Genomic DNA, 13,377 nt, shown 5'->3' on the forward strand with positions numbered 1-13,377 from the left:
ATAGATAGTCGCAGTCTCTGGCCTCACCCTGCCGGGCGTGCTACCCGCCCGGCAGACCCGTGGGTGAGAGAAAGAGAACGCGCATGTCCGCTGCCGCCGATTTCGTCGTGAAGGATCTGTCCCTGGCCGGCTGGGGCCGGAAGGAAATCTCGATGGCCGAGGACGAGATGCCCGGCCTGATGGCGACCCGCGCCGAGTACGGCGCGACGCAGCCGCTGAAGGGCGCGCGCATCGCCGGCTGCCTGCACATGACCATCCAGACTGCCGTGCTGATCGAAACGCTGAAGGCGCTCGGCGCCGATGTGCGCTGGTCGTCGTGCAACATCTTCTCGACGCAGGACCACGCAGCCGCCGCGATCGCCTCGACCGGCACGCCGGTCTTCGCCATCAAGGGCGAGACGCTCGAGGAATACTGGCAGTATGTGAAGCGCACGCTGGAATGGGCCGATGGCGGCACGCCGAACGTGCTGCTGGACGATGGCGGCGACATGACGCTGCTGGTGCATTACGGCCTGCGCGCCGAGAACGGCGACACCGCCTTCCTCGACAAGGCGACCAATGAGGAAGAGACAGTCTTCTTCGCCCTGATCAAGGACTGCCTGAAGACCAAGCCGGGCTGGTTCGCGCAGCTCGCGGCCGCCATCAAGGGCGTGTCGGAGGAAACGACGACGGGCGTTCACCGCCTCTATACCATGGCGAAGGAAGGCAAGCTGCTGTTCCCCGCCATCAACGTGAACGACAGCGTCACCAAGTCGAAGTTCGACAATCTGTATGGCTGCCGTGAATCTCTGGTGGACGCCATCCGCCGCGGCACCGACGTGATGATGGCCGGCAAGGTCGCGATGGTCTGCGGCTTCGGCGATGTGGGCAAGGGTTCCGCCGCGTCGCTGCGCAACGCCGGCTGCCGCGTCATGGTCAGCGAGGTCGATCCGATCTGCGCGCTGCAGGCGGCGATGGAAGGCTATGAGGTCGTGACGATGGAGCAGGCGGCCCCGCAGGCCGACATCTTCGTCACCGCGACCGGCAATGTCGATGTCATCACGGTCGACAACATGCGCGCGATGAAGCACCGCGCCATCGTGTGCAACATCGGCCACTTCGACAGCGAGATCCAGATCGCGGGCCTGCGCAACTTCAAGTGGGACAACGTGAAGCCGCAGGTGGACGAGATCGAGTTCCCCGACGGCAAGCGCATCATCCTGTTGTCCGAAGGCCGCCTGGTGAACCTGGGCAACGCGACCGGCCACCCGAGCTTCGTGATGTCGGCGTCCTTCACCAACCAGACGCTCGCGCAGATCGAGCTGTGGACCAACCCGGGCAAGTACGAGAAGAAGGTCTACGTGCTGCCCAAGCACCTCGATGAGAAGGTGGCGTCGCTGCACCTCGCGAAGGTCGGCGCGACGCTGACCAAGATGAGCAAGGCGCAGGCGGACTATATCGGCGTGTCCGCGCAGGGGCCGTTCAAGGCGGAAGCCTACCGCTATTGAGGAAAGGTCGGGGGAGGAACACCTCCCCCGAATCCCCCACCGTTTTTTGTCTGTTGGAGACTGACCGCGGTGGGCGGCGCCAGAAGATAGAAAAAGGAGGGGGTTCGGGGGAGTTCATCTCCCCCGACCTTCAGCGCGCGCCGAGACGCTTCCAGACCCCGTCGGCTGTCGCGACGACCCTGTCACCCACCGTGATCTGTCCCCGCACGAAGACGATCGACTTCGTCGCACGTACCGCTTCTGCCCGCGCTTCCATGAACTCCCCCGCCCGCGCTGCCGACACGAAATGCGTGTTGAGCTGGATGGTGACCACGGGGTCGCGCTTCGCCGCTTCCCAGCAGGTCGCGCCCAGGATCTGGTCGAGGAAGGTGACCAGCATGCCGCCATGGACGATACCATGGGCGTTGCCGTGCTTCTCCTCGGCGAGCAGGCCGTAGGCCCAGCCGACGTCCTCCTTCTTCGACCAGAAGGGGCCGACCAGGGTGGGGAAGCCGTCCTCATGCCAGCGGAACTGCTTCCAGCCGGCGGCGGCGGGGTCGAAGGCGGTGAGGGTCGCGTCGGTCATGCAACCCGCTTCGCCCGGCGGGCTGGCGCCGTCAACGGGGGATGGTAGCGTGCCAAGCATGCGCCTGTTCCATGCCCCTGGTTCTCCCTATGCCCGCATCGCCCGGATGGCGGTGATCGAGCTCGACCTGACCGACCGCGTAGCGGTCGAGGAAGCGACGCTGCGCGACCCGGATTCGGTGTTGCTGCCGCACAACCCGGTGGGGCGGGTGCCGTCCCTGCTGTTGGACGACGGCACCACGATCACCGAGACGACGCCGGTCCTGATGATGCTCGACAGCATGGCGGACCCCGCCAAACGCCTGCTGCCGGGGCCGGATGCGCCCGCTGCGCTGGCCGCCTATGGTCGCGTGCTCGGCATGATCGACGGCATCGCGGTGTGGAACCGGGAACTGCGTCGGCCGGCGCATGAGCGCTCGCCGGGTGTCATCGCGCTCGAGACGATGCGCGCGGCGCGCGTGGCGGATATTCTGGAACGCGACGTGGCGGCGGGAGGCTTCGCGGCTCGTGATGCCGCCTGGCTCGCGCTCGTCTCCTGCTTCGGATACTGCGAACGGCGTCACACGATGTTCGATTGGCGCCAGGGCCGGCCGTCGCTCGCCGCGCTGTTCGACGCCGCGCAGCCGCGCCCGAGCGTCGCGCAGACCCTGCCGCCCGCTGGCATGGGAAGCGCCGCCCCACCCCCGCCAGCCGGTCGCGGCTGAGCCGCGACCGCGTCACGCGGCGGACGACGATCCGGAGCGCGAAGGCAGGGCGGCCGGGTGGCCGCCGCCCGTCGCCGGAGGCCGAGTATCAGCTCGGCATCCGGATGTTGCGGCTACGGATCAGGTTCCCCCACTTCTCGTTTTCCTGCACCACGTAGACGGCGAATTCTTCAGGCGTGCCGCCGACCGGTTCCGCGCCCTGCGACAGGATCTGCTGGCGGAAGGCCGGGTCGTTCACCGCGGTGCGCACGGCGTCGGTCAGCCGTGCGACGATCGGCGCCGGCAGGTTGGCCGGCGCCATCAGCGCCATGTCGGTCGAGGATTCGAAGCCCGGCACGCCGGCTTCCTGGAGTGTCGGGACATCCTGCGCGAGCGGCGTGCGCTGCGCGGTGCTCACCGCGAGCATCTTCAGCGTGCCCGCCTGGCGGTGCGGCAGGGCGGTGATCGCATCGACGAAGGACATCTTCGTCTCGCCCGCGAGCACTGCCTGCGCCGAGGGCGCACCGCCACGATAGGGAACGTGCATCATGTCGAGCCCGGCGGCCGACATCAGCAGCTCGGTCGCGAGGTGGCTGCTGGCGCCGATGCCGGCGGAGGAGAAGTTGATCTCGCCCGGCCGCGCGCGGACGTAGGTGAGGAACTCCTGGATCGTCGTCACCGGCACCGACGGGTGCACGCAGACCGCCTGCGCCGTCCGCGCGAGGAGGCTGATCCCCGTGAACGCGGTGCGCGTATCGTAGGGCAGCGGGGAGATCAGGTGCGGCGCGATCGCATAGGTGCTGTTGGTTGCCGAGAGCAGCGTGTAGCCGTCGGGCCGCTGCTGCGACACGTAGTTGTGCCCGATCGTGCCCGATGCGCCGGTGCGGTTCTCGACGACGAAGTTCTGACCGAAGGCCTGGCTCAGGCGGTGCGCGAAAATGCGCGTCATCGTGTCGGAGGAACCGCCGGCCGGCCAGGGATTGACCAGCGTGACCGGGCGCGTGGGCCAGGGCGCCTGGGCGAGGGCGGGGCGCAGCGCAGGCACCGCGAGCGTGGCGGCGAGCAGGGAACGGCGATGTAGCTTGGTCATGGTCGGTGCCTCCGGCACTCACTTGAACAGGAATAGAACGGGCCGGTGCGATGCAGGACGCATGCCGGCCTCGGCGCGGACGCATGCTTCCTCCGCTCACCCGATGGCGCAAGCCGCCAAATGCGATGGGGCTGGACAGCGCGCGGCGTCACGTCAGAGTTCCGCCTCATGACCGATCACGCAATGCCCGCGACGCGCGCACTCGACACGGTGGATAGCGACGACACGCTGCCTGCTTCGGCCGATGTCGTGGTGATAGGCGCCGGCATCATCGGCGTCGGCGCAGCCTACGCGCTCGCGAAGGCGGGCCATTCCGTGGCGCTGCTCGAAAAAGGCGTCGTCGCCGGCGAGCAGTCCAGCCGCAACTGGGGCTGGTGCCGGCTGATGAATCGCGACGAACGCGAGATTCCGCTCATGCAGCACAGCCACGAGTTGTGGGAGCGGTTGCCGGCGGAGATTGGCGCCGACATGGGATTCCGCCGCAACGGCCTGGTCTATGTCACCAAGGACCCGAAGCAACTTGATGCTTGGCGCGACTGGGTCGCGATGGCACAGACCTATCAGGCGCCGATGCGCATCATCGATGGTGCCGAGGCGAAGCGCCTGACGCCGGGCAATGAGCAGGACTGGATCGGCGGCGTCGTCTCCCCGCGCGACGGTCGTGCGGAGCCCGCGATGGCCGCGCCTGCGCTGGCGAAGGCCGCGCGCGCGCTGGGCGCCACGTTGCACCAGAACTGCGCGGTGCGCGGACTCGACATGACGGGCGGCCGCGTAAGCGGCGTGTTCACCGAGAAGGGGCGGATCCGCGCGAATGCCGTTCTGCTCGCAGGGGGTGCCTGGGCCTCGATGTTCCTGCGGCGGCATGGGGCGGACCTGCCGCAATCCTCGGTGATGTCCACCGTCTTCGCCACCACGCCGGCCAGGCAGGTTTCGCCTGGCGGGCTGTCGACGCCGGACTTCATCCTCACGCCGCGGCTCGATGGCGGCTACATCGTCGCGGCGAAGGCGCGCGGGCGGCTGGAGCTGACGCCGGCCGGAATCCGCTATGCCCGTCAGTTCCTGCCGGCGCTGCGCAAGAACTGGTCGGTCGTGCAGATCCGCTTCGGCCGGTCCTTCTTCGACGGGCCGGACGCGATGCACGGACGTTGGTCGTTCGACCGGCCTACCGTCTTCGAACGCATGCGCGTGCTGGACCCGGCTCCGCGAACGGAGATCGTCGAACCCGCGCTGCGCGAGATCGTCGCGACCTACCCGGAACTCGCCGGCATCAGGGCCGCACGCGTCTGGGCGGGCTGGATCGATTCCACGCCCGACGCGGTGCCGGTGATCTCGCCGGTCGAGGCACTGCCCGGCGTCGTCGTCGCCGCGGGATTCAGCGGGCATGGCTTCGGCATTGGTCCCGCGGCAGGGCGCCTGGCGGCGGATCTCGTGACCGGCGCGCCGCCCATCGTCGACCCCACGCCCTTCACGCTGAAGCGCTTCTTCGACGGCAGCCCGATCCGCACGCCGACCGGCATCTGATACGCTGCGCGTCAACGGAGGAACACCGATGACGTCGCGCATGCTCGAGCTGGATTCAGGCCCGCTGGAAGTCTTCGTGGAGGGCGACGGTCGCAGCGTCGTCCTGCTCCCCTCGCTCGGCCGCGGGCAGGAGGATTTCGACGGCATCGCGCCGATGCTGCTAGCCGCCGGGCTGCGTCTGATCCGCCCCGAGCCACGCGGCATCGGCCGTTCCGCACCGCTGCGCGACGGCGCCACGCTGTTCGACATGACGCGCGACGTAATCGCCGCGATGGAGGATGTGGGTGTTGAGACGGCGCTCGTTGCCGGCCATGCCGCCGGCAACTGGGTGGCGCGCATCACGGCGCATCTGCGGCCTGACCTGGTGCAGGGGGTCGCGATGCTTGCCGCCGTGACGGGCACGACCGTGCATCCGGAGATCAGTGCCGCGATCTCCGGCAGCTTTGACACGTCGCTGCCCGACGATGTGCGCCTGGCACATCTGCAGCGCGGCTATTTCGCACCGGGCAGCGATGCGCGCGTCTGGCTGGCGGGATGGCACACGGAGGTCGCCCGCGCCCAGCGCCGCGCACGCGAGGCGACGACGGACAAGTCATGGCTGCGCGTCGCCGACCACAAGCCGCTGCTGTATCTGGCCGCGGCCGAGGACGCGATCGCCGCGCCGCCGAGCGAGGCGGAACTGAAGGCCACCCTCGGGCCGATGGCGACGCTGGTCGTGGTCGAACGCGCAGGGCACGCGTTGTTACCAGAGCGGGCGGAGGCCGTGGCGAAGGCATTGATCGGGTTCGCCGGTGAGCTTTGGCCGAGGTGATCGGACAGCGGCAGCGCCCTCGCCAGGGCTAACCTCCGCACCAATGGGGCAGTGCCTTCCCGCCGCTCACTGGCGGGGTGGTTGCCCTGTCATTCTCTCCCCCTGCCGCGCCGTCCAGTCGCCGGCGCCCTGCATCTGTTCCCCGGTCCAGCGCATGGCGCGGCCCAGCGCGGAGCCGGTATCGTCCGCGGCCCGTTCCAATGCCCGGCCCGTCGATTCCGCCGCGCGGTCGATGGCTGCGCCGCCGCGTTCCGCGGCGCCTGGCTGGCGTGGTGCGACCGGGTCGGTCGGGGGGCCGTAGGCTTCAGCGGGTGGGGCAGGCCGCGGCACCGGCGCGGGCAGGGTGCCTGCCTGCTGCGCCAGGGCGGGGCCGGCGAGGGCGAGGAGAACGGTGGCAAGCGTCAGTCGCATTGGTGCCTCCGGAGGTCGGCGATTTCGAGCAGCAAGATGATGCTGCCGGGGCGCGGCGACAACGGGCTGTGATCAGCTCCCGAACGCCCAGCGTCCTGCGCGGCGCAGGCGTTCGCCGGTCCAACCCGCCGCGCGTTCCAGGGCCGATCCCGTGCGGCGGGCACCGCGCTCCACCGCCGCGCCGGTACGCTGGGCACCGCGCTCGATCGCCCGCCCGCTGCGCTGGACCGCGCCTTCGCGGGCCGCGGCGGGCAGGGCGATGGTCGTTGCCGTCAGGGCCAGGATCCAACTGCGCCGGTTCATGGAGATGAATCTCGGGTTGCGTGCGCCGCCGGTCAAGCGTCCAGGCGGATACCCAGCTCACGAATGAGCGGCCGCCAAATGGCATTCTCCGCCGCGACGAAGGCGTCGAACTCGGTGGCCGACCATCCATTGGTCTGGATGCCGAGCGCGGTGGTGCGCTGCCGCAGCTCCTCCGACGCCGTGGCGCGAACCAGCTCCGCATTCAGACGGGACACTATGTCAGGCGCAACGCCGGCAGGCACGCTGAGGCCCTGCCAGCCGAAGGCGACGGCGTCATGGCCTATCTCGCGCATCGTCGGCACCGCGGGGGCCTCGGCAGTGCGGGCTGCCGTCAGCACGGCGAGCGCACGCACCTGGCCATCACGGATGAAGGGCAGGCCCGTTGCCGTGTCGATCATGACAAGATCGACCGACCCGGCGAGCAGGTCCTGCATCGCCGCCTGCCCGCCGCGATAGGGCACATGTTCCGCTTCGAGGCCGGAGCGGCGCTTCACTAGCTCCATGGCCAGGTGGTGGGGGGAGGCGACGGCCGGGCTGCCGTAGGTCGGCGCGCGGCTCCGGCTGGCGGCCACCAGGGCCGGGAAATCGCCCCAGACCGCATCGGCACGGCAGACGATGTAGAGCGGAAAGCTGCCGATGAAGCCGACGCCGGCGAAGTCGCGATCCGGGTCGTAGGGCAGGCGCGCATAGAGCGCCGGATTGTAGACCAGGATGCCGTTGTCGACATGCAGCAGGGTCAGGCCGTCCGCGGATGCGCGCGCCGCGGTTTCGCTGGCCAGGACGGCGCCGCCGCCCGGTCGGTTCTCCACCACGACCGTCTCGCCCAGGCGCGGGCCGAGCTGCGCCGCGACCATCCGTGCGAAGACGTCCGACGGCCCGCCGGCCGGATAGCCGACGATTATGCGTATCGGGCGGTCGGGCCAGGTGCCCTGAGCCCGCGCTGGGACGGCTGCGGCAAGGCCGGTCGCGATGACGCCGCGGCGTCCGATCATGAACTCGTGCTCCTCAGGATCCGGCGGCGAGGATGCGCCGGAACAGCGGGATTGCCGCGGCGAGATCGGCGACAGCCACGCATTCGTGTGGGGTATGCGCGGTCCCGATGCCGCCGGGTCCGAGGACCATGCAGGGGGCGAGTTCCTGCAACTCGCTGGCATCGGTACCATACGGCGCGGTGCGCGCCGCCTGTCCCGTCGCCGCGACACCAAGCGCGATCAGCGGATGGTCCGCCGGGAGTTCCGGCGGTGTGCCCTCGCGTTTCTCGGTCAGCACGACGCCGGCGCGCGACGCGGCCTCCTTCACCGCAGCCTCGATATCGGCATAGTCGATGTTCCGGCTGCGGCGGAACTTGATGCGCGCCGTGGCCCTGGCGACGGTCACGTTCACCGCCGTGCCGTGATTGTCGATGACCAGATTGAAGTCGGAGAAGGGCGGGTCATAGGCGGCGTCATGGAAGGCGGGGTCGTGGCGCAGCCGCTCGAACACCGTCTTCATCTCGGTCAGAAACGGAATCAGCGACCAGTTGGCGTTCGTGCCCTGCCCAGTCGATGAATGAGCCTGCACCCCGCTCGCGACGGCGGTGTATTCGATGTGGCTGCGGTGTCCGCGCACCGGGGAGAGGCCGGTCGGTTCCGCCACCACGATGCCCTTCAGCCCCAGGGAGCGCGCATAGTCCGACGCCGCCACGGCGCGGGCGCCCTGTTTGCTGGTTTCCTCATCGGTGGTCAGCAGCAGCGTCACGGGCGCATCCGCCGCCATGCCGCGCGCCGCTACGATGCAGGCGGCGACCGGCCCCTTCATGTCCACGCTCCCGAGCCCGTGCAGCACGCCATCCGCGACGCGCGGCGTCCAGGGCGGATCGGTCCAGCCTGTCTCCGGCACCGTGTCCATGTGGCCGGACAGGGCATAGCCGCCCTTCGGCCCGCGATGGGCAACCAGCACGCGCTTCGCGACGCCGTTCGCGTCGGCATAGTCCACGCGCTCGATTTCGAAGCCGGTCAGCTCGGCCTCGATCCGGTCCGCGACCGGCAGGTTCGAGAGGGAAGAGCGGCTGTCGATCGCCACCAGATCGGCGGCGAGACGAAGGACGGCGGCGGCATCATCAGGCATGCATGCAGCATCCCTTGCCGTGCGGGCCCGGGCAAGCGAGGCTCCGGCCGCCATGACCGACATTGCTTATCTCGACCCCCGCTCCGACCGCACCTATCCGCTCGACACCCCGCGCTGGTGCGGTGACGGCCAGGCGCCGCTGCTGCTGACGCCGCTGCCCGGCATCACCCGCGATGCGATCCGCACCGAGGATCGGTCCCTGTGGCGCTATGCCGCCGCGCTGCCCTTCATCCCCGACGACCCGATCACGATGGGCGAGGGCTGCACGCCGCTGGTGTCGCGCGTGATCGGCGGTGCCTCGGTGCTGCTGAAATGCGAATGGTTCATGCCGACGGGGTCCTTCAAGGATCGCGGGGCCTCGGTGATGCTGTCGCTGCTGCGCGCGCAGGGTGTGACCTCGGTGCTGGAGGATTCCTCGGGCAATGGCGGTGCGGCCGTCTCGGCCTATGCCGCGGCGGGCGGGATGACGGCGACCATCTTCGTGCCCGCCAGCACCTCCCCGGCCAAAACGGTGCAGTCGCGTGCGGCGGGGGCGACCATCCAGCTCATTCCCGGGTCGCGTCAGGATTGCGCGGATGCGGCGCTCGCGGAATCCGCCCGCATCTTCTACGCCAGCCACAACTGGCATCCGTACTTCCTGCACGGCACCAAGACGCTCGCCTATGAGCTGTGGGAGGATCTCGGCTTCACGGCACCGGACAACGTCATCGTGCCCTGCGGGGCGGGGTCCAACGTGCTCGGTTGCGGCATCGGCTTCGACGAGTTGATGCATTCGGGCGCGATCGACCGCCTGCCGCGCATCTTCGCCGCGCAGCCGGCGAATTGCGCGCCGATCGCCCGCGCATTCCTGGGCGAGGCACCGGTGCCGCCGCTGCCGACGATCGCCGAAGGCACCGCGATCGCCCAGCCGTTGCGCACCGCCGAGGTGAACGAGGTGCTGTCCGGCAGCCAGGGCGGCGCGGTGATGCTGTCCGAGGAGGAGATCGCGGCCGCAACGCTCTACCTGGCCCGTACCGGCATCTATGTGGAACCGACCTCGGCCCAGGCGGCGGCGGCCTTCGCGAAGCTGCTGGAAGCCGGCACCATCCGCGCGGATGAGACGACGGTCGTGGTGCTGACGGGCACCGGGCTGAAATCGACGCCGCGCATGGCGGAGCTCCTTGGGGTCGCGATCTGATGGCGGGCCCGCGCATCGCCCTTCTGGGCTTTTCCATCGAATGCAACCGCTTCGCGCCCATCGCGACGCGGGCCGACTTCACCAGCCGGTGTTACCTGGAAGGTGAGGCAATACTGACGGATGCGCGCAGCCCCGCGCCGAGCGCGCTCGCCGAGATGCCCGGCTTCGTCGCCGACATGGACGCGGCCGGGCCCTGGGAACCCATCCCGATCCTGCTGGCCATGGCGGAACCGAACGGGCCCGTCGATGCCGGCTTCTTCGCGGAAATGACGGCGATGTGGCGCGCCGGGCTGGAAGCCGCGAAGGGCAAGGTCGACGGCGTCTATGCCGTGATGCACGGCGCCGGGCTGACGACGGACGACCACGACCCGGAAGGCACCATCCAGGCGATGGTGCGCGACATCCTGGGCGACATTCCCTTCGTCGCCTCCTTCGACCTGCACGCCAATGTCTCGGACCGGATGGTCCAGACTGTCGATGCCTTCGTGGGCTATCGAACGAACCCGCATCTCGACATGCGGGAACGCGGCGCGGAGAGCGCGCAGTTGCTGCGGCGGCTGCTGGCCGGGGAGCGCTTCCATCGCGGCCATCGGCGCCTGCCGATCGTCTCCCCGCAGACGGCGTTGCTGACGGCGCAGGGACCTTATGCCGAGGTGATCGATCTCGGGCAGGAACTGGCGGCGAAGGACCCGCGCATCGCCAATGTTTCGGTGATGGCTGGCTTCTCCTATGGCGACACGCCGTTCAACGGCTTTTCCGTCATCACCACGGCGACGGAGAAGGATGTCGCGGAGGCGCTCGCGCAGCGCCTGGCGGAGGAAGGCTGGGCGCGGCGGTCGCGCTTCGTGGCCAATCTGACGTCGTTGGACGAGGCCGTGCGGCTCGCGAAGGAAAGCCCAAGGCCGCTCGCCTTTGCCGATGTGGCTGACAATCCTGGCGGTGGCGCCAGCGGCAACACGGTCTGGATCCTCGAAGCCTTCCATATGGCGAGGGTCGAGAACGCGCTGCTCGGCATGTTGCTGGATGCGCCGCTGGCGGTAGAGGCGCACGGCCTTGGCGTCGGTGCCCGTTTCACGGCGCGCTTCAACACCGGCATGGCGGCGGATGATCCGTTCAGCCGGCGCTACCAGGCCGAGGCGGTGGTCCGTGCGGTCTCGGACGGCAAGGTCACCGGCCGGCGCGGCATCTATCGCGGCACGGCGATGACGCTGGGGCGCACCGTCTGCCTGCAGATCGGCGGCATCGCCGTCGTTGTCACGGAGGGCCGGGCGCAATGCGCGGACCCGGTGTTCTTCGAGCATCTGGGTCTCGACATCGGCGCCGCGCGCGCCGTCGTGGTGAAGTCGCGCGGCCACTTCCGCGGCGGCTTCGACGAATTCTTCGCGCATGAGCAGATCGTCGAGGTCGATTGCCCCGGCCTGACCTCACCCATCCTGACCCGCTTCGACTGGAAGCACCTGCCGCGGCCGGTCCTGCCCATCGACGCGGCGGCGCGCTGGCCGTAGAGACAATCCGCACGCCACCCCTATCGGGAGACGCCCCTTGCGCCGCAAACTGCTGGTCCTGACGCTGCTCGCGAGCCTGCCGATCGAGGCCCAGGCGGACCGCGCCTTCTGCCAGGGGCTGCAGGGCCTGGTCGCCGCGGCGCAAAGCCGCTTCGACTGGCTGCCCACGACCGGCCGCAACATCCCCGGTTCCATCGAGGAACGGCGCGGGGTGGTGCAGAACCACGTCGGCGGCGAGCCGCATGGCGTCTACTACGCCGTGATGTACCGCCATGACGGCAACACCGGCGCGCATGAGCGCTTCGCCGCCCTGCAGCATGAGATCGGCGCATGCCTGTCCGGAGCGTCGTTCCTTGGCGTGACGCAGGGCCAGGGCAATGCTCAGGCGAACTGGCAGACGCAGTATGCGCGGGTCGGCCTGCGCCGTGCGGATGGCGATGGCGAGTTGCCGCAATCGCTCGTGGAACTCTCCGTCGCCTCCCGCTGGTAAATCCGACATGACCCTCGACGACCTGCCGACGCCCTGCCTGGTTCTCGATCTCGGCATCCTGAAGGCCAATCTTGCGCGCATGCAGGCCGCCGTGGCGCGGCATCCCGGCCTGACGCTGCGGCCGCATATGAAGACCGCGAAGTCGCTGGCGGTGGCGGATCTCGCCGCGCCGGGCAAGGGGCCCATCACCGTCAGCACGGTCGCCGAGGCGCGCTACTTCGCCGGTGGCGGCTTCAACGACCAGATCTACGCCGTGGGCATCACGCCGGCGAAGCTCGACGCCATCGCCGCGCTGAATGCGCAGGGCGCGGATGTGAAGGTGATTACCGACGACCTCGATGTCGCGGCCGCCATCGCCGCCCATCAGGGCCGACTGCGTGCGCTGGTCGAGGTGGATTGCGGCGAGGGCCGCGGCGGTGTCACGCCTGACGGTGAACTGCTGACCGAGATCGCCGGTCGGCTGGGCGCGCGTTGCGTCGGGGTGATGACGCATGCGGGGCATTCCTACAACGAGCGCAGCATACCCGGCGTCGCGGCCGTGGCCGAGACGGAGCATCGCGGCGCAGCGCTTGCTGCCGAACGCCTGCGCGCCGCGGGCATCGCTGTCGAGGTCGTCTCGCTCGGATCCTCCCCCACCGCGCTGTACGGCAAGGACATGGCAGGCATCACGGATGTCCGTGCCGGCGTCTACATGTTCGGGGACCTGTTCCAGGGACAGATCGGCACGCATGGCATGGGCGACATTGCCGTGACGGTCCTATCCGCCGTCACCGGCCGCAAGCCCGACCGCAATGCGGTGCTGGTGGATGCAGGCGCCATCGCGCTGTCGAAGGACCGGTCCACCGAGAAGGCACCGAAGGACTACGGCTTCGGCCTGATGCTCGACAGCGACGGCAAGCCTGCCTTCGGCGAAGCCATCGTCGCCCGCACCCATCAGGAGCATGGGGAGGTCCGCGGCGATCGCGCATTGCCGTTCGACCGGCTGCCGATCGGCGCGCTGGTGCGCATCGCACCGAACCACACCTGCCTGACGGTCGCGGCGCATGACCGCTACTACGTCGTGGACGGGTCGCGCGACGTGATCGCGACCTGGGATCGTGTGAACGGCTGGTGAGCCAGCGGGCGGCCATGCCGCCAGCACATGTCGGGATCGAATCCAGCCCGGCCGCACCCCCCTTGCCGGCGGCCCGCCCCCCTGCGATGCACGACCGACGCTGAAGGAGATCCGC

At 69.4% G+C, this 13,377-nt stretch carries 14 protein-coding genes; 8 read left to right on the forward strand and 6 right to left on the reverse strand.

Translation table 11 applies throughout. The features are described from left to right. Positions 1–83: 83 nt before the first annotated feature. Positions 84–1,487 carry an adenosylhomocysteinase gene (ahcY, locus tag GXW78_RS05815; protein ID WP_211866908.1) on the forward strand — a complete coding sequence of 468 codons (1,404 nt, stop codon included), beginning with the start codon at positions 84–86 and terminating at the stop codon, positions 1,485–1,487. A gap of 130 nt (positions 1,488–1,617) precedes the next feature. Here ahcY and GXW78_RS05820 read toward each other — a convergent pair whose 3' ends face one another. Continuing rightward, entirely contained in the window at positions 1,618–2,052 is a 435-nt protein-coding gene (locus GXW78_RS05820) for a PaaI family thioesterase (protein WP_211866909.1), read from the reverse strand. A gap of 58 nt (positions 2,053–2,110) precedes the next feature. Here GXW78_RS05820 and GXW78_RS05825 point away from each other — a divergent pair, with 58 nt between their 5' ends. Beyond that, positions 2,111–2,755: a glutathione S-transferase family protein gene (locus GXW78_RS05825; protein WP_246521919.1), complete on the forward strand. Its 645-nt coding sequence runs from the start codon at positions 2,111–2,113 to the stop codon at positions 2,753–2,755. 88 nt (positions 2,756–2,843) lie between these two features. Here the strand turns inward: GXW78_RS05825 and GXW78_RS05830 are convergent, their stop codons facing one another. Then, entirely contained in the window at positions 2,844–3,824 is a 981-nt protein-coding gene (locus GXW78_RS05830; RefSeq protein WP_211866911.1) for a Bug family tripartite tricarboxylate transporter substrate binding protein, read from the reverse strand. Positions 3,825–3,992: 168 nt separating this feature from the next. On the opposite strand from GXW78_RS05830, the gene GXW78_RS05835 reads away from it, so the two are divergent. Together GXW78_RS05835 and GXW78_RS05840 are read left to right on the forward strand one after the other, a co-directional pair. Beyond that, positions 3,993–5,345: an NAD(P)/FAD-dependent oxidoreductase gene (locus GXW78_RS05835; protein ID WP_246521901.1), complete on the forward strand. Its 1,353-nt coding sequence runs from the start codon at positions 3,993–3,995 to the stop codon at positions 5,343–5,345. 28 nt (positions 5,346–5,373) lie between these two features. Further along, positions 5,374–6,156 carry an alpha/beta fold hydrolase gene (locus GXW78_RS05840; protein ID WP_211866912.1) on the forward strand — a complete coding sequence of 261 codons (783 nt, stop codon included), beginning with the start codon at positions 5,374–5,376 and terminating at the stop codon, positions 6,154–6,156. Positions 6,157–6,222: 66 nt separating this feature from the next. Here GXW78_RS05840 and GXW78_RS05845 read toward each other — a convergent pair whose 3' ends face one another. The 4 genes from GXW78_RS05845 to GXW78_RS05860 form a co-directional block, all read right to left on the reverse strand. Further along, positions 6,223–6,567, reverse strand: a complete 345-nt coding sequence (locus GXW78_RS05845; RefSeq protein ID WP_211866913.1) for a hypothetical protein — start codon at positions 6,565–6,567, stop codon at positions 6,223–6,225. A gap of 72 nt (positions 6,568–6,639) precedes the next feature. After that, positions 6,640–6,870 (reverse strand): hypothetical protein, encoded by a 231-nt coding sequence (locus GXW78_RS05850; RefSeq protein WP_211866914.1) that lies wholly within the window; start codon positions 6,868–6,870, stop codon positions 6,640–6,642. Positions 6,871–6,902: 32 nt separating this feature from the next. After that, positions 6,903–7,862 (reverse strand): Bug family tripartite tricarboxylate transporter substrate binding protein, encoded by a 960-nt coding sequence (locus GXW78_RS05855; protein WP_211866915.1) that lies wholly within the window; start codon positions 7,860–7,862, stop codon positions 6,903–6,905. Between the two features lie 13 nt (positions 7,863–7,875). Further along, positions 7,876–8,976 carry a M20/M25/M40 family metallo-hydrolase gene (locus tag GXW78_RS05860; RefSeq protein ID WP_211866917.1) on the reverse strand — a complete coding sequence of 367 codons (1,101 nt, stop codon included), beginning with the start codon at positions 8,974–8,976 and terminating at the stop codon, positions 7,876–7,878. Positions 8,977–9,028: 52 nt separating this feature from the next. On the opposite strand from GXW78_RS05860, the gene GXW78_RS05865 reads away from it, so the two are divergent. From GXW78_RS05865 to GXW78_RS05880, 4 genes are read left to right on the forward strand one after another with little or no spacing between them, the layout of a single operon-like run. After that, positions 9,029–10,153, forward strand: a complete 1,125-nt coding sequence (locus tag GXW78_RS05865) for a pyridoxal-phosphate dependent enzyme (RefSeq protein ID WP_211866919.1) — start codon at positions 9,029–9,031, stop codon at positions 10,151–10,153. Continuing rightward, positions 10,153–11,658 (forward strand): M81 family metallopeptidase, encoded by a 1,506-nt coding sequence (locus GXW78_RS05870; RefSeq protein ID WP_211866921.1) that lies wholly within the window; start codon positions 10,153–10,155, stop codon positions 11,656–11,658. Before GXW78_RS05865 ends, GXW78_RS05870 begins: the two co-directional genes overlap by 1 nt. A 37-nt stretch (positions 11,659–11,695) precedes the next feature. Further along, entirely contained in the window at positions 11,696–12,148 is a 453-nt protein-coding gene (locus GXW78_RS05875) for a hypothetical protein (RefSeq protein ID WP_211866922.1), read from the forward strand. 7 nt (positions 12,149–12,155) lie between these two features. Further along, on the forward strand, positions 12,156–13,262 hold the full coding sequence (locus GXW78_RS05880; RefSeq protein WP_211866924.1) for an alanine racemase: 1,107 nt from the start codon (positions 12,156–12,158) through the stop codon (positions 13,260–13,262). Positions 13,263–13,377: the final 115 nt, after the last annotated feature.

It is taken from the genome of Neoroseomonas terrae, assembly GCF_018129025.1.
Classification (GTDB): Bacteria; Pseudomonadota; Alphaproteobacteria; order Acetobacterales; family Acetobacteraceae; genus Neoroseomonas; species Neoroseomonas terrae.

Coding starts and splice junctions, on each gene's coding strand:
- ahcY (WP_211866908.1), top strand. CDS start 84: ATGTCCGCTGCCGCCGATTTCGTCGTGAAGGATCTGTCCCTGGCCGGC.
- GXW78_RS05820 (WP_211866909.1), bottom strand. CDS start 2,052: ATGACCGACGCGACCCTCACCGCCTTCGACCCCGCCGCCGCCGGCTGG.
- GXW78_RS05825 (WP_246521919.1), top strand. CDS start 2,111: ATGCGCCTGTTCCATGCCCCTGGTTCTCCCTATGCCCGCATCGCCCGG.
- GXW78_RS05830 (WP_211866911.1), bottom strand. CDS start 3,824: ATGACCAAGCTACATCGCCGTTCCCTGCTCGCCGCCACGCTCGCGGTG.
- GXW78_RS05835 (WP_246521901.1), top strand. CDS start 3,993: ATGACCGATCACGCAATGCCCGCGACGCGCGCACTCGACACGGTGGAT.
- GXW78_RS05840 (WP_211866912.1), top strand. CDS start 5,374: ATGACGTCGCGCATGCTCGAGCTGGATTCAGGCCCGCTGGAAGTCTTC.
- GXW78_RS05845 (WP_211866913.1), bottom strand. CDS start 6,567: ATGCGACTGACGCTTGCCACCGTTCTCCTCGCCCTCGCCGGCCCCGCC.
- GXW78_RS05850 (WP_211866914.1), bottom strand. CDS start 6,870: ATGAACCGGCGCAGTTGGATCCTGGCCCTGACGGCAACGACCATCGCC.
- GXW78_RS05855 (WP_211866915.1), bottom strand. CDS start 7,862: ATGATCGGACGCCGCGGCGTCATCGCGACCGGCCTTGCCGCAGCCGTC.
- GXW78_RS05860 (WP_211866917.1), bottom strand. CDS start 8,976: ATGCCTGATGATGCCGCCGCCGTCCTTCGTCTCGCCGCCGATCTGGTG.
- GXW78_RS05865 (WP_211866919.1), top strand. CDS start 9,029: ATGACCGACATTGCTTATCTCGACCCCCGCTCCGACCGCACCTATCCG.
- GXW78_RS05870 (WP_211866921.1), top strand. CDS start 10,153: ATGGCGGGCCCGCGCATCGCCCTTCTGGGCTTTTCCATCGAATGCAAC.
- GXW78_RS05880 (WP_211866924.1), top strand. CDS start 12,156: ATGACCCTCGACGACCTGCCGACGCCCTGCCTGGTTCTCGATCTCGGC.